We start from the raw sequence: 21034 nt of genomic DNA, 5'->3' as shown, positions 1-21034 counted from the left end.
TCACCATTAAAAACAATAACCATGAAAACAACCAATTCGAATAAAAAGAAAGAACTCTTCGATACTATTTTGCAGTTATTTTTCATTTTTCTCCTTGTGGGATTTTGTCTTAAATTGTTGCTGCCTTTTTTTATGCCTATTCTTTGGGCGGTAATACTTTCAGTTGTGTTTTATCCTTTATTTAATTCGCTGCAGCGAATACTAAAAGGACGCAAAGCACTAGCATCGGTTGTTATCACTATTTTGCTTATTGCTATTATGGTGGTTCCTCTTATTTATTTTCTGAAAGCGGCAACGGGAAATTTTTTAGAACTGAAAAACAGTTTTGAAGCTGGAACATTAAAAATTACTCCACCAGGAGCTTCTATAAAAGAGTGGCCGATAATTGGTAAACCGCTCTACGAATTTTTACTTTCGTTATCAACAGATTTGGAACAGAGCGTTGTGAAGTACCAAGATCAGATAAGAGAATTGTCGTCTAAAATTATGGCCAGTATTTTGAGCTCCGGTGCGGCATTTCTTCAGTTTATTTTATCGGTTATTATTGCGGGAGTTTTATTAGTATCGCCAGGTGGTAAAACTTTCTTTATGAAATTCCTTAGAAAAATTGCCGGAAATGAGGCCGAAGGAATTATGACCATTTCGGTTTCAACTATTTATCAAGTGGTTAAAGGTATTTTGGGAGTTGCTGTTATTCAGACCATTATTCAGGCAATTGGATTGTTTTAGGCCGATATTCCGTATGCTGGAATTTTGACGTTGATCTGTCTGATATTTTCTATTTTACAGATTGGCTCCATTATAATTAATATTGGCGTTATTATTTATCTTTTCTCAACAGGAGATTCTGGTTATGCTATTTTTTGGACGGTGTTTTTCATTATTAGCGGATTATCAGATAATGTTCTAAAACCATTATTGCTAGGAAAAGGCGCTCTTGTGCCTATGCTCGTGATTTTTCTAGGTGTAATTGGCGGATTTATCATGTCGGGTTTTATCGGATTGTTTGTTGGACCCATTGTGTTTTCAATAGGCTACAAACTCTTTGTTGCTTGGCTGGATGATAATTCAGAACCCATTGAAGAACCTGTAGAAGATATTGAAATTAGTTAATTGTTAATTGTGAGAAGTTAGAAGTTAGAAGTGTTACTTAAGTAGTTTTTTATTTTTCACTTTGTGATTCTCACTTTGTACTTTTTTCACATTTCACAATTAACATTTCACACCTTAATTAACAATTAACAATTTATAATTCACAATTAAATAAAGTATTTTTGCAGGATTATAATTCTAGCAAATGAAACGTTCCGGTACAGCAGATCTTCCTTTACATTATGGACATGTTCCATTATGGCTTGCTGAGCGAATGTCTAAACTTGGCCTTGCCATTGTAGAAACGATTGCAATGGAATTTTCGACTGCCGAAGTTATAAGCAAATTAAGTAATCCTTTCTGGTTTCAGAGTTTTGGAGCTGTTATGGGAATGGATTGGCATTCGTCTGGAATTACCACTTCGGTACTTGGAGCATTAAAAAAATCGGTTAATCCGCACTCCAAAGAACTCGGAATTTATATCTGCGGAGGCAAAGGAAAACACTCGATGGCAACGCCGCAAGAACTTTTATTTGTAGGTGAAAAAACAGGTCTCGACGGAAATAATTTGGCCAACTGCAGCAGACTTACCGCCAAAGTAGACAATACTGCCATTCAGGACGGATTTCAATTGTATCAGCATAATTTTATTGTTGATAATAAAGGGCAGTGGGCTGTAATTCAGCAGGGAATGAATCCGAATTCTAGAACTGCCAGAAGATATCATTGGCATTCGCAAGATTTAAAGTCTTTTATAAACGAACCGCATACTTTTATTTATGGCGAAAATCAAGGCGCCATTTTAAATCTTACAGCAAATGCTGCAACCAAATCTCGCGAAGGTATTTTAGAATTGGTAAAAGAATCACCAGTCAAAATCATAAAAGAAATGCAGCATCTTTCTATGCCTGCGCATCACGACGTGAGAATGGAAGATGTGAATATGAAAAGACTGGGCGCTATGCTTTGGGCTACTCATGAAAATAAACCCGAAGATTTTGAAGAATTACTGCTTTTAAAAGGAATGGGGCACAAGAGCTTTGCAGTCGTTGGCGTTGGTAAGCGAAATAATCTACGGAACTCCAACACGATTTGATGATCCCGCCCGTTTTTCTTTTGCTCATGGCGGAAAGGATGGACATCCGTTTCCTGTTCCCGTTAAAATCTACGATGAAACAATAGACACGTTGCAAAGAGCTATTAATCGTGCTAAAATTGGGAATAGTGATAAATTGAGCGCTATTCAAAAACTATCTGAAATTTCAAGAAAAGCAGAAGAAAGTTTTACGCCAAATTCCAATTTTGATGCTCTTGTTCAAAGAGAAAGAGAAGAATCGCACAAATATGGAGGAAGAACCGTTTTTGGCGATGCGAAACCTCCAAAAAAGAAACCTATAAACCCAAACAATCAGCTGGAATTATTTTAAAGAATCATAATTGTCTACCTGCCTTTAGTTATATAAAAATCTAATAATGTCACAAAACGAAAAATCAATTTATACCTTACAATTCATTTTGCTTTGTTTGAGTTCTCTATTATTTTCATCAAGTTTTAATATGATGATACCCGAACTTCCCAATTATTTAAGCAGTTTGGGAGGAGCAGAGTATAAAGGACTTATTATTTCGTTGTTTACCTTGACGGCAGCAATTTCGAGGCCTTTCAGCGGTAAACTTACCGATAAATGGGGACGTGTTCCAGTTATGGCAATAGGCTCTTCGGTATGTGTGATCTGCGGATTTCTCTATCCCATTTTGAGTTCGGTTTCAGGATTTTTGCTTTTGCGTCTGGTGCATGGTTTTTCAACAGGATTTAAACCTACGTCAACTTCGGCTTATGTGGCAGATATTATTCCGCAACATAGATGGGGAGAAGCACTCGGAATGCACGGATTATGTTTTAGTATTGGTGGGGCGCTGAGCCAGCGCTGGGCAGTATGATTGTGAATTTGTACGGAATCAATGTCATGTTTTATACTTCGTCGTTTTTGGCTTTCTTTTCCATTATTATTGTTTTGAACATGAAAGAAACTCTTGTTGCAAAAGAAAAATTGAACCGATCAATGTTCATTATAGGCAAAAACGATATTGTAGATAGAAACGTATTTCCAGCAGGAATTATCACTTTTCTTTCGTATACAGCTTTCGGACTTATTTTAACTTTAATTCCAGATTGGAGTGAGCATTTGGGAGCAACAAATAAGGGGATATTTTTTACTGCTTTTACGGTAGCTTCAGTTATGGTTCGTTTTGGCGCGGGAAAAGTTTCCGATAGGCACGGCCGTCCAAAAGTGATCATGGCTGGATTAATCATCACTTCGATTGCTCTTTTTGTAATAAGTGCAGGAAGAGATATCAATATGTTATTAATCGGAGCCGGAATTTACGGAGTCGGCACCGGTATTTTATCACCAGCCATTAGCGCATGGACTATAGATATGAGTAATCCTGAGCATAGAGGAAAAGCGGTCGCAACGATGTATATTTCGATGGAACTCGGAATCGGTTTAGGAGCTCTTTTAGGAGGAACTTATTATAATGATCAAATCAACCGTATACCGCAAATCATTAGATTTGATATCTTGGTGCTAATTCTTGGGATTGTATATCTTACTTATTGGGCAAGAAATAAAAGGAAAATCAAAGCATAATTTTATAACGCCTTGGATAAAGTAGAAGAAATTTAAGTAGTAATAATGAAGAAGATTTTGTGGAGCGGGAGACAACTAACCGATTTTTTATTTCGATTAGTTGTCTTTTTCCTATTCAGGTTTACAAGCCGTGTCACCTAAAGCAATAAAAGCATCAATTGCTGCATCTGCTTTATCGCCAGTAAAGACTTTTGCTACAATGCACAAAGGTTTTATTATTGCCCAAATAGAGCACCATTTAGTTGCAAACTTTTTTGTGTCTGGATTTTTAAAATCTCCTGATTTTCCATTTGGAAATACTCCTCCGATTGTTAAATCCTTTTCAATGAAATTTGCTAAATGAATTGCATTACTAACATTTAAGGAGTTTTCCGTAAACGTTTCTTTTTCTTTTGCGGATAATTTCATAATACTATATTTTTGGGTTAAGAATCAAAAATATAATATATTAATTCATTATAAAAGAGTGTAAATACCTGTTTTTCAATGTTTTGAATCGTGTTATAGGAATGGTTTTAATTTAAAATGGTTAATATTATTCTTTTTGAATCGCTAACTGCACTTTAAAATTACCATAATACGGATTGTCGGCCATTAACGAATGTCCGATGACTAAAATATGAGTCCCTTTTTGTTGAAGCGGTATTTTGGTATCCATTCCAAAAGGGCCGTCTGAGGTTTTATCCGGAAAAATAATTTGATTAAAACGAATGTTTCCTTTTCCTGCATCTGGAACAATTTGAGCGTTTAATTCTCCCAAATCTTCATTTTTAAATTGGACATAAACTTTTGAATTTATAGAATCTAAATGGCCTTCTGCTGAAAACACATTTTCTTCATTCTTAAAATTCATAGCAATAGTGTCGCCTATTTGTTCATTTTCTTGTTTTTTCTCTTGTTGAACAACGGGTGTCGGTGCTTCAGCAGCAGGTTTTTTGTTTTCCTTTTGCTGACATGAGAAAAAGAAAACCGAGATTAAAAGTAGAAAACAACTTTTCATATCAGTATTTTTTAGCTTACCATTTCAAAACTTCCAGGTTTTTCTTCATTCTTATCGTATTCTCCGTCAATATCATTTAACTCTTCTTCTTCCCAATCATTTTCATCATACTCTGAATCGAAATCATATTCAAGATTGTCTTCCAGTTCTCCAAGCTCTAGATTGTAGTGATTAGAGGCTGTCAGTCTATTATTGTAATCACCCTCTAAAAAGTCGTCATAATTTAGTAGTAGTTGTTCTTCATAAGAATTCATTTCAAATTCTTCAGATGCGTAATTTTCATATCTCATAATAATCGGTTTTAAAGGATGAATAATAATTATCTCTATTTTTAGATTATTCTAAAATTACTGTCTTAATCTGCTAACTGTTTTATATAATTTTTTTATAGTATTGTCAAATTTTCATTTACCCTTAAATTTAACCATAAAAAAGCAAAAGTTTGAAAATACGAGTACTTTTTTAAACTATAATACTGCTGTTCAATATTATTAAGATTAATCATATTGAATTTTATTCAAAAATGTTTACGAAATCCTTTGCGCTTTTTTTAACTTAATAATCTTTTGGCTTTTAACATTAAAATTGTTTAATATTGCGTTTTTGATCCTCACTTTTTATTAATTAATGTCTGTTTATAGCAAATATGCTGATCATATCTTATTAAATCTCCTTAAGGATGATGATCAATTGGCCTATACAGAAATTTTCGAAAGATATTCTAGACTTTTAGTAAATCATGCCTACAAAATGACGGGAAATCATGATGAGGCCAATGATGTTGTTCAAGAAGTTTTCTTATTTATCTGGAACAAGCGTCGGGAATTGGAAATCACAGGATCATTATCTTCTTATTTATACAAAGCAACCAAAAACAGAATCTTAAATCATATTGCTCACGAAAAAGTGGTTTCTCGTTACGCAGATTCTTTTTCGAACTTTATTGAAAATGATTATGTTTTTGCAGATTCTAAACTCAGAGAAAAAGAATTGGAAGCTATTATTGAAAGCGAAATTGCTTTGCTTCCAGAAAAAATGCGTGAAGTTTTTCTTTTAAGAAAAGTAGAAGAACTGTCATACGACGAAATTGCACTTCAATTGAACATAACAGATAAAACGGCTAAACAGCAAGTTTATAATTCGCTAAAAATTCTTCGTGGAAAGCTAAAATCGGCGTTGAATGTTTTTGTGTGGTAAATTTTTCTTGTTCTTTTTGTTAAATTTTCAAATAAAAACTATCCATAAAAGCCTCATTAATAAAGAGAAACTAACGTTTCAATGAATTTATTAATGATAAATTAATATTTTTTTGATTTTCATCTATGACAAAACCCCTTTCTAACTGTCTTATTATAAAACAAGACAAAATTTCGTGTTGTAATTATGAATGAAACTGAATTTTTAGAACTGCTTAAAAGACATCAAAATGGCACTTTATCTGGTGAAGATAAAGACAAACTTGATGCGTGGTATTTGCATAAAGCGGCAAATAATACTAAACAGCTTAGCGAATACGAACTAGCAGATAGTTACGAACATTTGAAATCGAGACTTCCTTTAGTAAAGCAACCAAAAGTGATTACTCTTTGGCCGCGTGTTGCCGCCGCCGCATCTATTGCGTTACTTTTTGGCGTTGGAATATTCTATTTTACAAAATCGGAAGTAGGAGTAGAACAAGAAAATATTCAGGTTGTCGAAAAACCAAAAGAAATTGCCCCAGGCGGAAATAGAGGAATTTTAACGCTTTCGAACGGAAAGCAGATTGTACTTTCTGATATTTCTTCAAAAGATATTATTGCTAAAGAAGATCAAGATGAGGTAACCATTAAAATGGATGCCAATGGAGTGATTACTTATGTAATAAACCCAAATGCTGATGCTTCAGAAGAAGATGCAAATTCATTTAATACACTTTCGACCCCAACGGGCGGACAATATAATATTGTTTTGGCAGATGGAACAAAAGTATTCTTGAATGCTGTTTCATCTATCAAATATCCCACTCAGTTTAATGGTGATCAAAGAATTGTTGAATTAGAAGGAGAAGCTTATTTTGAGGTTGCTAAAAATAAAAGCAAGCCTTTCTTAGTAAAATCAGCTAACCAAACAATCGAAGTTTTAGGGACACATTTTAATGTCCATGCTTACAATAATGAATCTGTAGTAAAAACTACATTACTAGAAGGTAGTGTTGCCGTTTCTTCTAAAAATCAGAAAGCGATTTTAAAGCCGGGCCAACAATCCAATATATCTGAAAGTTCTAGTAAGATTGCCGTTAAAGAAGTCGATACCGAAGCTGCAATCGCTTGGAAAAACGGCCGATTCAAATTTGATAATGCCGATTTAAAATCAGTAATGAAACAGTTGGAGCGCTGGTACGGAATTAAAGTGGAATACCGCGGTGATGTCTCGGATGTGAGATTTAACGGAGGTACATTTAGAAATAAAAATTTGTCTGAGGTATTAAAAGTACTTGAGCTTAGTAATATAAAATTTAAGGTTGAAGGAAAAACGATTATTGTCTATCCATAAGACCTTATTTAACCGATTATATTGAGTCTATAAACTAAAAAACCAGAGGCAGTTGCGATGCTTCTGGTTGTTTAAAAAGTTTATAGCCAATATAAGTTGTCCACTATTGTTTAACTATAACCAATGTAAATGTATGAAATTAAATTTACAACCAAAAAAACCTTACAAAAAACTTAAAAAAAAGATTCCCAAAGTTCATTTTTCTCCCCATTTATGGGCGTTATGCGCTGTTTTTATGGTGTTGTGCAGTTTTACTGGACAAGCCCAAAACATCACCATTAATTTTAAAGGTGCATCGCTTGAAACAGTTTTAAAAGAAGTAGCCAAACAGGCTAATCATGAAGTTTTATACACTCAAAAAATGCTGAAAGATTCTAAACCTGTAAGCATTAATGTTAAGAATGCGAGTTTGAATGAAACTTTAAATCAAATTTTTAAAACTCAAAATTTAAAATACAATATTACCAATCAGACCATTGTAGTAACTGCTACAAAAGAAAAAGGGGAGAGCTTGGGAAACGAATTAATCAACATTCGCGGAAAAGTACTAAACAATAAAAACGAACCTTTTCCGGGAGTAACGGTTTCTCTTTCTGGAACCAACAGAGTTAGCATTACTGATTTTGATGGTGGTTTTTCTTTTGACGGTGTTCCTGCTGATGGTATTATTGAATGTACAGGATTAACGATCGAGAAAAAAACTTTTGGCATTGGCGGCAGAACGCAGTTAAGTCTTATTGTGGAAGACAAAGTTGCCGCAATGAAAGAAGTGGTAATTACAGGGTATCAGACTTTAGAAAGAAGCCATTCAACCGGTTCTATTTCAACAGTAAGCGAGAAAACTTTAAATGAAAATATCAATACTGATTTAGCAAGTGCTCTAGAAGGTCGTGTGGCAGGTTTAGTATTTCAAAAAAATCCAACAGGAGGCGGTGCAGATACACCTATATTAAGAGGTATGGGAACTTTTTCGGTATCAGAAGTTGGATTCAGTCCGCTTTTAGTAGTGGATGGTCTTCCGACTGAATTGACTCTGGAAGATATTAATCCGTACGATGTTGAAAGTATAAATGTTCTTAAAGATGCGGCGGCGGCTTCTATTTATGGCTCTAGAGCGGCAAACGGAATTATCGTTATCGTTACTAAAAAAGGAAACGGTAAATTAAAAGTAAACATCAACTCGGATTTCTTTGTTTCTACCAAGCCCAATTTAAGAGATATGAATTACGCTTCAACAAGCGATTTAATCGATTTTGAACAGGCAGTTTATAACAGAGAAAGAGGCAGATTTGCAGATACAGCTACCATGTTTAGCAATTATGGAGATATTGGGAACAGTAGTATGAAATATTACAGTCCGCTTTATCAGTTGAACAGAAATTTAGAAGAAGGGAAAATCAACAGTGCAGATTACGAAAGTACTATTGCCCAGTGGAGAAAGAATGATTATGCCAAAGATTACCGCGATAATGTGTGGCAGAATGAATTTAGACAGCGTTACAATGTGTCGTTTTCTGGAAGTACAAGCAGACAAAATACATACGTGTCATTGAATTATGACGAGGCAAAAAATCGTATAAAATTCAATGACAGCAGATCATTTAATTTGTATGCCAAAAGCAGTTTTCAGGTAAACAACTGGTTAAATGCTACATTTGGAATTAATGGAACGTACAGTAATGATAATGTTACAGATAATGATTTCAATAATTATGATATTCAAAAAAGATACGAACGCATTACAGACGATAATGGTAATTTAGTAGTATCACCTTTTGTTGGAATTAAAGACGGGTTTACTTCAAGTGGTGTTATTAATCCTGCTGCTGCAGAAAAATTGGCCGCTTTAAGCGGATTTAAACCTATGACTTTTAATGTTCTGGATGCACTTCAGGAAGGAATTTTAAAAGAAAAATCATTAAGCTTAAGAGCATTTGGAAATCTTAAAGCGAAATTATGGAGAGGTTTAAGCCTTAGTACGCAATTTCAATACGAAGTTAGAAGAAATGATAACGAACAGTTTTATGATGTTAACTCATATAAAATGCGTTACGCCATCAATGCTTTAACAGCTTATAATCCTGCAACAAATGCGTACACTTATTTAGAAGGTTTTTCTACTGGAGGCAGATACAAACAAATAAGCAACCAGTCAACTAATTATTCTTTTAGAAACCAATTAGACTATACTCAGGATTTCAGTGAAGGAAAACATTCTATTAACGCACTGGCTGGTTTTGAAATGCGTGAAACTTTTCTTCCAAGAACGATTGAACAGTTACGATATGGTTACGATCCTGTAACGCTTTCTTCGGCTGTAATCAATAATCTTGCATTAAGCCAGACTGGAACGCCAAGTTATATGTACGGAAACAACCGAACTTTATCTGCATTGTCACGAACACAAACTGAGATTCTTCACCGTTACTTTTCGGTTTTTAGCAGTTTGGGTTACACTTTCTTATCAAAATATAACATAACAGGAAGTTATCGAGTAGACCGAGCAGATTTATTTGGAGTTGATCCAAAATATAAAAACCGTCCTTTGTGGTCAACAGGTTTTGGATGGAATGCGAGTAATGAAGAATTCATGAAAGAAATAAAATGGGTTACGGCGCTTAAAGTGAGAGCAACTTATGGCGTTAACGGAAATATAGATCAAAGTACAACACCTTACGTAACGGCTACGAGAAGAAATGATAATTTATATCAGTCATTACAATACACTAATATTAGCGGACAGCCCAACCCAATGTTAAGATGGGAAAAAACACAAAGTACCAATTTAGGGGTAGATTACAGTTTGTTTAGAGCAAAATTAAACGGTAGTATTGATATCTATCGTAAATATAGCAGTGATTTATTGGCTACGACCGATTTAGATCCAACTGTTGGGGCATTAAACAGAAGAATTAATGCAGGAGCTTTATTAAACAAAGGAATTGAGTTCAGTGTTGGTTCAGATTGGTACAATAACGGAAGTTTCCGTATTGGTTCTAATGTGATTTTAGCTTTTAACAGAACAACAGTTGATAAAATTACAAGAGCAGAATCGTCAGCAGCTTCTTATGTTAGTTCGCCTTTAAATTATTTCTTAATAGGAGAAACCTACAATAGTTTGTACGCTTACAAATACGGCGGAACGGTTAATGGATATCCTTATGTTTTAGATGAAAACGGAAATCCAGCAGTTACTTTTGATGCAAATGGTGTTCCTGTATCAAGTTCTATTAAAACAGTTAACTCCCCAAAAGCTTTGGTAAATATGGGAAGTTTGACGCCAACTTACTCCGGTTCGTTATCGCAGCGATTTTCATATAAACAATTTGATTTGAATTTCTTATTTGTTTTCTCAGGCGGAAATGTAATGAGAAAAGAAGTTCTGGATACAGGTTCTGATGCGGTAAACCTTTCGGGTATTGCAGATCGTTATACAGATGCAAATCCAAATGGAAATACACGTTTGTATGTCGATTATGATGAAAGTGTTAGAAACTATGCTGTAACAATGAGCAGTTTATGGAGAAATTCAGATGTAAATGTTGTAGATGGCGATTACATCAAACTTAGAAACATTTCATTAGCTTATAATTTACCAAAAGCTTTTGCTGGTAAAATGAATATTTCATCGGCTAGGTTTACTTTTCAGATGAATAATATCTGGTATTGGAGTGCAGCAGGAAACCATATTGATCCTGAGGTTTATTCTGCCAATTCAGCTACACGTAATTTACCATTGCCAAAAACATATTTGTTTGGCTTTAATCTTACTCTTTAAATTATGAAACATTTATATATTTCAATTCTGTCCGTAATGATGTTTTCAGTAACATCTTGCGAAGAATATACAGACATAACACCAAAAGGATCTTTAGTAGTTGAAACAGCCGATCAGTTTCACGAAATGGTTTCACTTCCGGGGCGCGGTTATCCAATCAATAACTTTCAATATTTATCTGACGATCAATGGATGAGAGAAGCCAACGTAATCGGAAGAACGCCAAACATTGATATTCTTAATTTTACTTTTGATGAAAGCGTAGACAGAGTTTCGTTATTAAGTGGGTCAAGCTTTTATAATCAGGCTTATAATTATATCAACAGATGGAATACCATTATTTCATTAGTAGACAATAGTAAAGGCGATGCAAATACAAAACAATTAGCAAAAGCCGAAGCTCAGATTTACAGAGCCTACGATCACTTTTTATTAGTAAACACTTACGCAAAAGGCTACGATCCAAATACTGCAGCAACAGATGGTGGAATCTGTATCATGGATAAATTTGATTTAGAAGCACAGCCTTCAAAATCTACAGTGGCGCAGGTTTATGATTTTATTCAAAAGGATATTGAACAAGCGTTGCCTTATCTTCAGGAAAAACCGCTTGATGTTTATCATCCGTCTTTAGCATTTGCTTATGCCTTTAAAGCTAAAGTGCATTTGTTTAAAAGAGAAATTGCACAAGCTCAAGCAGCAGCAGAAAAGTCGTTAAGCTACAACAACCAAATTTTTGATATGGTAGCCTACAGCAAACAAGGACGAACCAACTGCAGTTGCAGTACCAGCAGCCAATAATATAGAAGTATTGAGCTATATGTACATGACAGGTTATAACGAAATGAACTTTGGTCAGCTTTATGTCATCAGTCCGGAATTAAGAACTTTATTTGGTACTAACGATGCCCGCTTCAATTTGTTTTTTAATTCTACAAGCGCAACCAATTTAGATCAGGGTTCAAATACAGCATATTGGGCAACACAATACACCAGATTTTTCTACCCTACTGTGGGGATGAAAACGACAGAAGTATATCTAATTCTGGCAGAATGTTATGCCAGAGATAATAAATTTAATGAAGCCGTTACGGTTTTAAATACATTGAGAGCAAAACGTATTTTATCAGGTACAGTAAACTTAGAAGTTCCAGCTACAAGAAAAGAAACAATGGAACTTGTTATTAATGAAAGAAGAAAAGAATTGCTTTTAGGCTTTAACCGTTTCTTTGATTTAAAGAGATTGAATACAGAAACCGAATTTGCTAAAACCATTACAAGAGTATTTCCTTTGGTAAACAAAACTGTTCCTCAAAAAACATATACGTTACAGCCAAACTCTAGATTGTATATTATCCCGTTTCCCTTATCGGTTTTGCAGAAAAACCCGAAACTGACATTAAACACAGACGAAAAAGTCCCATTTTAATTTAGATGAAAAAGTTAATTATATCTCTAATCATGCTGTCGTGTTGGCAGCATGGTTTTGCTCAGACTCCCGAAAAGAAAGCCGATAGTACCAGTACACAGCCAAAAGGTATGCAGGCTTACAATAAAATAATTACCGATAAAGCTAAAAACAAATCAGGTCTTTTTACAGTTAGCCAAGTTGATACTAAATATTACTTTCAAATTCCAGATAGTTTATTTAATCGATACATGCTTGTTGTAACGAGATATCTTTCAACACCCGAAGGTTTTGGGAATTTTGGCGGAGAAAAAGCGAACGAGCAGACTATTTATTTTGAAAAAGGTTCCAATAATACAGTTTATTTAAGATCGCTGCAATACAGACAAGATGTTCGTTCTTCAGATTCTATGCTTGCAAAAGCATTAGAAGGAAGCAATGAAAATCCGATTGTGGCTGCGTTTCCAATAAAAACAACCAATCCAGACACCAAAGATGTGGTTATTGAAGTAACAGATGTTTTCAAGAAAGATAATGCGATGTTCTCTATCGGAAGTCAGGACAAAACAGAGAAAAAATTAACGTCTCTTGCCGATGACAAATCTTTTGTTGAAAGCATTGATGCATATCCAATTAATATTGAGACTAAAACAACAAAAACGTATACCAGTTCTACATCAAGTAGTGGAAGCATAACATTACGATTGAATACTTCGATTGTATTGCTTCCGAAAACGCCAATGCGCAAACGTTTCTTCGATGAAAGAGTGGGTTATTTTGCCAATAAATATGTTTTGTTTGATGATGATGAACAGCGTGCTCAAAAGAAATTCATTGTGCAACGCTATCGTTTAGAACCAAAAGACAAGGATATTAAAAAATACTTGAGAGGTGAATTGGTAGAACCAAAGAAACAGATTGTTTATTATATCGATCCGGCAACGCCAAAAAAATGGAGGCCTTATTTAATTGCAGGTATCAACGATTGGCAAAAAGCTTTTGAAGCAGCAGGTTTCAAGAATGCCATTGTAGGTAAAGAATGGCCAGAAGACGATAAAACCATGAGTTTGGAAGATGCAAGATATTCTGTAGTGCGATATTTAGCATCAGAAACGCCAAATGCTTACGGGCCAAGAATTAGTGATCCAAGAAGTGGCGAAATTATGGAAAGCCACGTTGGCTGGTATCATAACGTAATGAAATTGGTGCAGCGATGGTACATGATTCAGGCCGAGCTTTTAGATCCAAGAGCAAGAAAAATGCATTTAGATGATGAATTAATGGGGCAATTAATCCGTTTTGTCTCTTCTCACGAAATCGGACATACCATTGGCTTACGTCATAACATGGGAGCGAGCAGTGCAACTCCGGTTGAAAAACTTCGTGATAAAAAATGGGTAGAAGCAAATGGACATACGGTTTCTATTATGGATTATGCCCGTTTTAATTATGTAGCACAGCCAGAAGATAATATTAGTCCAATAGGTCTTTATCCGCGTATTGGGAGTTATGATAAATGGGCTGTTGAATGGGGATATAAATATTACCCAAACACGAAAGATGAGTTTGAAGAAGAGAAATTATTGGCCAAATTAACCACTGATAGCTTAACGGCGAACCCGAAATTATGGTTTGGTGGAGAAGGAAAAGACGAAGATCCGCGTAGTCAATCAGAAGATCTTGGAGACGATGCGGTACTTGCCAGCGATTACGGAATTAAAAACCTGAAGCGTGTTGTGCCTCATCTTATCGAATGGACTTATCAGCCAAACGATCCGTATGATAATTTAGCAGAAATGCACAAAGCAGTAGTAAGACAATACGGATTGTATTTGTATCATGTTCTGAAAAATATCGGAAACAATTACGTTACAAAACGAACAGTTGATGAAAAAGGGGTAGTTTACAAACCAGTTCCTAAAGCAAAAGTAAAGGCAGCGATAGATTATTTGGGAAGACAATTGTTTGTTTCTCCACTTTGGATGTATCCGCAAGAAATTGATGATCTGATTGCTTTAAAGAGAGAAGATCAAATCTCTGATCAGCAGAATCAAGTTTTAAATATGCTGTTGAGTTCAGGAATGCTTTACAATATTAACCTCAAATCAATGCAGTCGGAAGGAGCTTATACGGTTCCAGAATTTTTGAACGATGTGCAACAAACGGTTTGGGTTAAATTTAGCGGAGACGAAAAACAAGATTTTTACAGAAGAGGTTTTCAGCGCGGTTATATCGAAAAATTAGGCATGCTTTTATTGCCGAAAGAATTAGAACCTGGAAAAGCAGCAAATGCAGCACAGCGAAGTGATGTGAAATTATACGCAAAACAGCATCTTTTAAAATTGAAAACGGATATTGAAAAATTAAAAACTTCAGTAACAGGAATCAATAAAGATCATTATGAAAGCATTTTGATTGACATCGATAAAATCATTACCAAATTAGATAAACCTACATCATGAAAAATTTATTAGTTATAGCATTTATTTTCTGTAGCTTTTTAGCTCAGGCGCAACTTACATCAAAAGAAGAAGTAACTCCTGAATTGGTTGCCAAGCGTGAAGCAGAGAAAAAAGAAATCACAAAAAGTTATTTGGCTTTAAAAAATAGCTTTTTAACATCAGACAGTTTAGCGGTTGTTAAAAATGCAGAAGCTTTAAAAAGTGCCTTAAAAAACTTCAAGTTTAAAAAGTTAAATTTAGAAAACATGAATGCGGCTACGACTTCGAGAAAAGAAATTATCGAATTGGCAACGGCATTAACGACAACAAAAAACATCAACAAACAGCGTAAGATTTTTGAAACACTCTCGGTAAAATATTGGGATCAGGCTCCAAAATTTAAACCTGCTGATGAGACATTGTATTTACAAATTTGCCCAATGACAGGTGCGGTTTGGACAAGTGATAGTAAGGAAATCAAAAATCCGTACTACCCAAAAAACATGCTAACTTGTGGTGAAGTAAAAGCAAGTTTATAATTTTTTTAATTTTGAATTAGTTTGATGAATGCGGTATTCTTTGTAGGGAAGCCGTATTTGTCGTTTATGAAATATACATTTTTTTGAGCGAATTTTTGATTTGAAACGAAAGAGCCTTTTCTTTAAGTAGAAAAGGCTTTTTTTGTATACTTTATAAATGATTTATTTATTGATTAGCTTTTCAAGCCTTGCCATCATTTCATCTTTCTCTTTCAACATACGCTCATATAAAGCTATTTTATCATCATACAATTGTACAATTTTATCAATAGGATTAAATGTACAAGTATCATTCTTTTGATAGCCAATTGAACCGTTATCAAATTTATTTGAAATAATATTTATCGCCTGTTCTTCATCAAAATTCTGAAATGCTTCAACAGGAATTCTCAAAGAATTCGAAATTTGTTTAAGAAGAGAATCTTCAATAACATCTTTCTGCTCCAACATAGAAATTTTCTTTTGGTTCCAGTCTTCGCCTAGGTCATAAGCCAATGCTTCTTGTTTAATACCAAGCATTTCCCTGAATCGTTTTACATTTCTTCCTTGATGAATTTTCTGTTCCATAAATGAGTCTTGATTTTCTGAATGCTCAAAGATAAAGCCATTTCGATTAAAAACATTTGAATTTCAAAGATAAAAAAATATTCTATACAATATCTTTTGTAAGATATTATGTCTAAATCGCAATAGTTTTTACTTTTTGTATATATTTATGAAAAACAAAAAAAACGAATACATTCATTGTTTTGCAAAAAATTACTTTTGAATTTGAGGATGAATTGGAACATGAATGTTTGACAAATTATAGATCTAATAATTTGTATGATTCTTTTTTTAATCAGGAATTGAAAAAAGTAACTTATGATTTTAAAATAATAAAAAAGAATGTATAGATCAACAAGATAAAAAATAGTAAATATTTAATTATGAATAATCGCATTTCAGAATTATTGAGCGAATATGATGATATTTTAGAGTCTCCTATTAGTATGGAAATGACTAATCAACCAATAAATGTGTATGAAGGAGAATTTACTTTAAAAGATGACACAGATGAAATCAAACTTATTGGCAAGATCGAATATCGATGGCTTCCGCACAAAGGAGTAATTTTTTACGGGAAATCAATAGAAAAATCTGAAAAGATAATGAAGCTCATAAATACAATTGGATATTTTGATGTTATTTGTGATGAGCATAATTTAGGAAAAGGCTTTATATCTAATTTTAATATTGATGATCAAATTACAATAAAAGGGGTATTTCACTTTGAAGCAATATTCGGAGATAAAACAATAGCTGTTGATAAAATAAAATTTTGTGTACCAAATTTTCGAGAGTTTTCAGGAGGTATAGTTAAAAAAATAGATAACACATTTAGTGGTTCATTTAAAAGCAGAATAATTTTAGATAATGATAAATACTCTATTGTCATTGATAAATGTCTAAACTACAAAATGTCAGTTGATTTGCTAAATGAAAGTGGAGGGTATTTAATTTTATATTCAGGTGAATTAAAAGTAAAAAAAGGTACTTTAACATTTCAAAGTTCTAAAGAAATTCTTCACTGTTTAAGTGTTTTTCTGAGTTTTTTAAATGGAAAACGAACTTCGGCATTATTTATACATGGTATTTATAAAGATAATGTTCTTTGGTTAGATTATTCTAATTACCATGCTGATTCTTATGATAAATTAACAAGTTGGACTAATTCTCATTCTATTGAAGGTTTTAATGAGCTTTGGCAAGTTTTTAGTAATAAATGGAAAGATGAAAATCATAAAGATGTACTAAATAGTGTAATTCATTGGTACATGGAATGTAATAAAGGGAGCGGATTTATTGAAGGTTCAATAATAATGGCTCAAACAGCCTTGGAATTATTATATAATTGGTATATCGTAGAAAATAAGAAACTATTAATTGGTAAAGATTCTGAAAATATAAATGCCTCTAATAAAATACGTTTACTAATTTCTCAATTGAATATTAATTACGATGTTCCAAAAAGATTTACGTCATTGCAGAATTTTTTAAAGTCCGAAAAATTAAGTGATGCTCCTGAAGCTGTTGTACAGATAAGAAATGCAATTGTGCATTCGCAGGAGGAAAAAAGAATAAAACTAAGTAAGATAGAAGATAGGGCTAAACAAGAAGCTTTGGAGCTTTGCATTTGGTATATTGAGTTGACGTTGTTAAAAGTGCTAAATTTTAAAGGTAATTATTGTAATCGGTGCTCTGATCATCGTTTTACAAGTGGAAAAGTAGAAAGACTTCCCTGGAATTAATGATAATAATTAATTTCAAAGTATAGTAAACACCATTGTATGAAGAAATTTGAAGAAATTGATTTTGAAAAGCTTTCTTCCAGAAAGCAATTAGAAATGAAGTGTTATCCAAAAATAAAATGGATATATGTGAAGTTTTATTCAATTTATGGATATTATTGGGCATATAAATTGTTTTGTAAAAACTATGATCTTCCGTATTGGGAGCAGTGGGCTTTGTGGATTTTTGCAATGCTTAGTTTATATTTTTTTGCTAGAGATGAAAGGTTAGATAATTTTTTTAATAAATAATTATATCAATTTTTAAAAAAAACTTCTCCATTTTTTTGATAATACAGATAATGTAAATTATGACAGTAAAGATTGCGAAAAGCCAACCCAGTACAAATTTTATTGAAAAAGAAGCTCTTAGCAAGATTCGAAGTAAGTTAAGAAACTTATTTTTTTTAAAAGATTTAGAAATTCTTGAAAATGAAACCAACCCTAGTCAGGATTGGGGAACAGATATCTATATTGAAGTTCTAAATAAGTCTAAGCATAATAAAAGAGAAATACTTTTTCTAGTACAATCTAAAGGCATTAACAAAAAACCTAAAATTCTGAAAAATGAGGATTCTTTTTCATTCCAGATGTCTCTTCGACATGCTAATTATTTTTACTATGAATTATCGGAACCATTAATTTTTATGGTATGTGACATATCAAATGATATGATTTATTGGTATGCTGTTCAACTTGATAGCAAATTGGAAGATCAAATTATTGAGCAAGCTCAAAAAGGGAAAAAATCTTTACAAGTTAAAATACCGCAGAAAAATATTTTAAATGAAGAAAATTTTGAGAGATTTTTTTCAGATATAGAAGAGTCTCAAAAACATCAATTACATAAAAGAAAATCAAAGATTTTTTTGAGGCCTAATTACAAGCAAATTAATCATGAGGTAAGCAAACTAAACATTATAGATGGGCTTTGTAAGGTAATTGATAAATTTGAAGGAATTGATGTTTTGCCTATCCCTGTAATTAATGGATTAGATATCCTTATTGGTAAAAATGGAAGTTTACTTGGAGAGAATCTTTCAACTGATAATGAAGCAATATTTGATTTGTTTAGTAGTTTAGAACTTAAGGATAATGTATATTATTTTAATAATTTAGATATTGATTACTCGCACGTCAAAGATTTACAAGAAAAACTTAAAAAAATCTTATTGTTTTTCTCAGTGAATTGGATTACACATTTAAATTGGTGTGGTAAAGCAAAAAGAATTGAACATAGAATTTGCGTTCATAATCTGTATTTTTCAAGTGATTGCAGTTGTGAAAGATGTTCTTATGGCGAATTAAATTTTAAAAGAACAAACGAATTACTGCAAATTGACTTAGATTCTACAAATATAGCATTTAGATTACGAAAGGCTTATACATACTACCTAATTGCTGATTTTGAGAAGTCTTACAGAGAACATAAAAATATACTTACTGATATCACTATCAGTAAGTATCCTGGTTTTTTCATTATTGTAAAGTTTAACTTGATTCAGTTAAAAAAAATGATTTCATGGGATTATTTTGGAGTAAATAGGAATGAAATACTTAATGATTTAGATGAATTGACATTTGATCTTGACGAAATACTAATACCTGAGCATTTTATTGATATTTTTAAGTTAATAAAGGATAGAAGATTTATTGATGGTGCTTTATGGGAGATTGATAGTAAATTGTCTGAAATTCAAAAGTTTTGGTTTAATGATCAATTTGGTGGTAGCTCACGAAATGGATATTCCAGAGCTTTAATAGTAGATTTTTTAAGAGCATACGGTTTTATTGAATATAATTTATTAATATACAGTGATTATCTAGAATTTGAAGTATTAGTAAATAAAGCTCTTGAAGGTATTTTTGCTCTTTATTCAATTAATAATCCAGCTTCTGATAAATATGATCATTTTGGTTATACAATTATCGATATGTGGCTTTTTCATGCCGAACCAAAACAAATACGATATTTACTAAATAAGTATAAATTGAAATCATTAGATATTCAATTTACTGATATTACTTATGACCGTCTTAATAATTATATAGATAATTTGGTTAATTCAACAGGAATAATTATTGATAATTTTAAAAATGAAAATTATAAGCACAATAGAAAAATCTTGCAGATAACTCAGAGTTATTTGATGATTTTGGAAGTAATTAATATTTCTATTGATCAAAAAAATGCACTACTTGAAAAATATTTACTCTTATTAGAAATATTAGGAGAAACTTATTTTAGAAATTATGATTTCCTTTATAATTTTTTAAACAGTAGTAATGAAGTTTCTGTATCTAATCTCGAAAAGATAATCTCATTACTTACTTTGGATAATTTACAATCTAGTAATGTGTTTTCGTTGGCCATTAAGTTATATATCGAAAAAAATAATAAAGCCTCAGTTCTAATAGAGAATTCACTTAAAAAGATATTGCAGATTTCAGAATTTTCTATTGAGGAATTCTGTAAGAGGGAGCGATTTGCAAATCTAATATTTATTATAAAACATCTAACTGTTGAGACTGTTACAATATTAAAAGAACAGCTGAACTCTAAACTTGAAAAAGATTTTGATGAGGAGTTGTATTATCTTTTTTCTATTTATAGTGTATTGGATCATAAAGTAGAGTTTTTTGATAAGTATTTAAAACTAACTCCAGATTATACAAATCTAAAAACTGGACATGAGTTTTTGAGTGGAAGAAAAGAAACGAAAAATTATCACTTGGATAAAGTTATAAATTTAATGTTCAAATTTGATATTGAGTTTACAGGGGAAGTTAGATTACTTTCTTCTAAAGCAGTTGATAAGGATTATTATGATTGGTTAATGGATATGGAAGGATTTGATTATTCTAAATTCAACCTATATTGGTTACTTTACTATAAAACAGATTTTTATAAGAAAGCATTTAAGAAGAGTGAAAAATTAAGGATAGAGATTATAAAAGGCTTAAAGGGAAATTACATTGAAGGTGTGGCTAAAATTTTCCTAAATAATTTTAATTGATTTTTAGATTGACTAATTAAAGAAATATAATTAATATCACTATAAAAAGCCTATGATTTTTTTTCGTAGGCTTTTTTATAATGTAATATTTATTATTCTAGTTTAAATGCATAATATTATTATTGCCATGGATTATAGCTTTATCTCTTAAAAGATATTTTAATAATATTAGGCATGATGCATCCGAGAATTTTAGTTTATAGAACAATTATAATATTTTTTTTAACAGGGAAAAAACTCCTGTAA

Annotated in this window: 16 protein-coding genes and 2 pseudogenes; 14 read left to right on the top strand and 4 right to left on the bottom strand. The window is 32.5% G+C overall.

Features of this window, described 5'->3' with window-relative positions; genetic code table 11:
* Positions 1-21 precede the first annotated feature (21 nt).
* From ACPWTF_RS05760 to ACPWTF_RS05745, 4 genes and pseudogenes are all read left to right on the top strand, one after another.
* Positions 22-1113, top strand: a pseudogene (locus tag ACPWTF_RS05760) (AI-2E family transporter).
* 184 nt (positions 1114-1297) lie between these two features.
* Positions 1298-2188, top strand: a complete 891-nt coding sequence (locus ACPWTF_RS05755; protein WP_427874766.1) for a DUF763 domain-containing protein — start codon at positions 1298-1300, stop codon at positions 2186-2188.
* Positions 2148-2519 carry a DUF763 domain-containing protein gene (locus tag ACPWTF_RS05750; RefSeq protein WP_427874765.1) on the top strand — a complete coding sequence of 124 codons (372 nt, stop codon included), beginning with the start codon at positions 2148-2150 and terminating at the stop codon, positions 2517-2519. The genes ACPWTF_RS05755 and ACPWTF_RS05750 overlap by 41 nt, the downstream gene beginning before the upstream one ends.
* A gap of 46 nt (positions 2520-2565) precedes the next feature.
* A pseudogene (locus ACPWTF_RS05745) lies at positions 2566-3743 on the top strand (MFS transporter).
* Positions 3744-3854: 111 nt separating this feature from the next.
* Here ACPWTF_RS05745 and ACPWTF_RS05740 read toward each other — a convergent pair.
* From ACPWTF_RS05740 to ACPWTF_RS05730, 3 genes are all read right to left on the bottom strand, one after another.
* Complete coding sequence (locus tag ACPWTF_RS05740) at positions 3855-4151, bottom strand: hypothetical protein (RefSeq protein WP_427874764.1); 297 nt, start codon at positions 4149-4151, stop codon at positions 3855-3857.
* Positions 4152-4278: 127 nt separating this feature from the next.
* Positions 4279-4743 carry a hypothetical protein gene (locus ACPWTF_RS05735; RefSeq protein WP_427874763.1) on the bottom strand — a complete coding sequence of 155 codons (465 nt, stop codon included), beginning with the start codon at positions 4741-4743 and terminating at the stop codon, positions 4279-4281.
* Positions 4744-4754: 11 nt separating this feature from the next.
* Entirely contained in the window at positions 4755-5033 is a 279-nt protein-coding gene (locus ACPWTF_RS05730) for a hypothetical protein (protein ID WP_250836924.1), read from the bottom strand.
* 337 nt (positions 5034-5370) lie between these two features.
* Between ACPWTF_RS05730 and ACPWTF_RS05725 the strand changes: the two genes are divergently transcribed.
* From ACPWTF_RS05725 to ACPWTF_RS05695, 7 genes are all read left to right on the top strand, one after another.
* Positions 5371-5940, top strand: coding sequence for an RNA polymerase sigma factor (locus ACPWTF_RS05725; protein WP_095928965.1), 570 nt, complete (start codon positions 5371-5373; stop codon positions 5938-5940).
* 186 nt (positions 5941-6126) lie between these two features.
* On the top strand, positions 6127-7275 hold the full coding sequence (locus ACPWTF_RS05720; protein ID WP_427874762.1) for a FecR family protein: 1149 nt from the start codon (positions 6127-6129) through the stop codon (positions 7273-7275).
* Between the two features lie 133 nt (positions 7276-7408).
* The gene (locus ACPWTF_RS05715; protein ID WP_427874761.1) at positions 7409-11053 is read left to right on the top strand and encodes a SusC/RagA family TonB-linked outer membrane protein; all 3645 of its coding nucleotides are present in this window, start codon (positions 7409-7411) and stop codon (positions 11051-11053) included.
* Positions 11054-11056: 3 nt separating this feature from the next.
* On the top strand, positions 11057-11854 hold the full coding sequence (locus ACPWTF_RS05710; RefSeq protein WP_427874760.1) for a RagB/SusD family nutrient uptake outer membrane protein: 798 nt from the start codon (positions 11057-11059) through the stop codon (positions 11852-11854).
* 19 nt (positions 11855-11873) lie between these two features.
* Complete coding sequence (locus tag ACPWTF_RS05705) at positions 11874-12482, top strand: RagB/SusD family nutrient uptake outer membrane protein (protein ID WP_427874759.1); 609 nt, start codon at positions 11874-11876, stop codon at positions 12480-12482.
* A gap of 5 nt (positions 12483-12487) precedes the next feature.
* Positions 12488-14923 (top strand): zinc-dependent metalloprotease, encoded by a 2436-nt coding sequence (locus tag ACPWTF_RS05700; protein WP_427874758.1) that lies wholly within the window; start codon positions 12488-12490, stop codon positions 14921-14923.
* Complete coding sequence (locus tag ACPWTF_RS05695; protein WP_427874757.1) at positions 14920-15441, top strand: DUF3347 domain-containing protein; 522 nt, start codon at positions 14920-14922, stop codon at positions 15439-15441. Before ACPWTF_RS05700 ends, ACPWTF_RS05695 begins: the two co-directional genes overlap by 4 nt.
* Positions 15442-15603: 162 nt before the next feature.
* On the opposite strand, the gene ACPWTF_RS05690 is transcribed toward ACPWTF_RS05695, so the two are convergent.
* Positions 15604-16008 (bottom strand): helix-turn-helix domain-containing protein, encoded by a 405-nt coding sequence (locus ACPWTF_RS05690; protein WP_427874756.1) that lies wholly within the window; start codon positions 16006-16008, stop codon positions 15604-15606.
* A gap of 362 nt (positions 16009-16370) precedes the next feature.
* Here ACPWTF_RS05690 and ACPWTF_RS05685 point away from each other — a divergent pair, with 362 nt between their 5' ends.
* From ACPWTF_RS05685 to ACPWTF_RS05675, 3 genes are read left to right on the top strand one after another with little or no spacing between them, the layout of a single operon-like run.
* A complete protein-coding gene (locus ACPWTF_RS05685; RefSeq protein WP_427874755.1) occupies positions 16371-17732 on the top strand; it encodes a hypothetical protein in 1362 nt (453 codons plus the stop codon).
* 39 nt (positions 17733-17771) lie between these two features.
* A complete protein-coding gene (locus ACPWTF_RS05680; RefSeq protein ID WP_427874754.1) occupies positions 17772-18023 on the top strand; it encodes a hypothetical protein in 252 nt (83 codons plus the stop codon).
* 59 nt (positions 18024-18082) lie between these two features.
* Entirely contained in the window at positions 18083-20788 is a 2706-nt protein-coding gene (locus tag ACPWTF_RS05675; protein WP_427874753.1) for a DUF4365 domain-containing protein, read from the top strand.
* Positions 20789-21034: the final 246 nt, after the last annotated feature.

Source organism: Flavobacterium sp. MMS24-S5 (assembly GCF_050320125.1).
Classification (GTDB): Bacteria; Bacteroidota; Bacteroidia; order Flavobacteriales; family Flavobacteriaceae; genus Flavobacterium; species Flavobacterium tyrosinilyticum.
The sequence above is the reverse complement of the archived record's forward strand: the minus strand, read 5'-3'. Positions and strand labels throughout refer to the sequence as shown.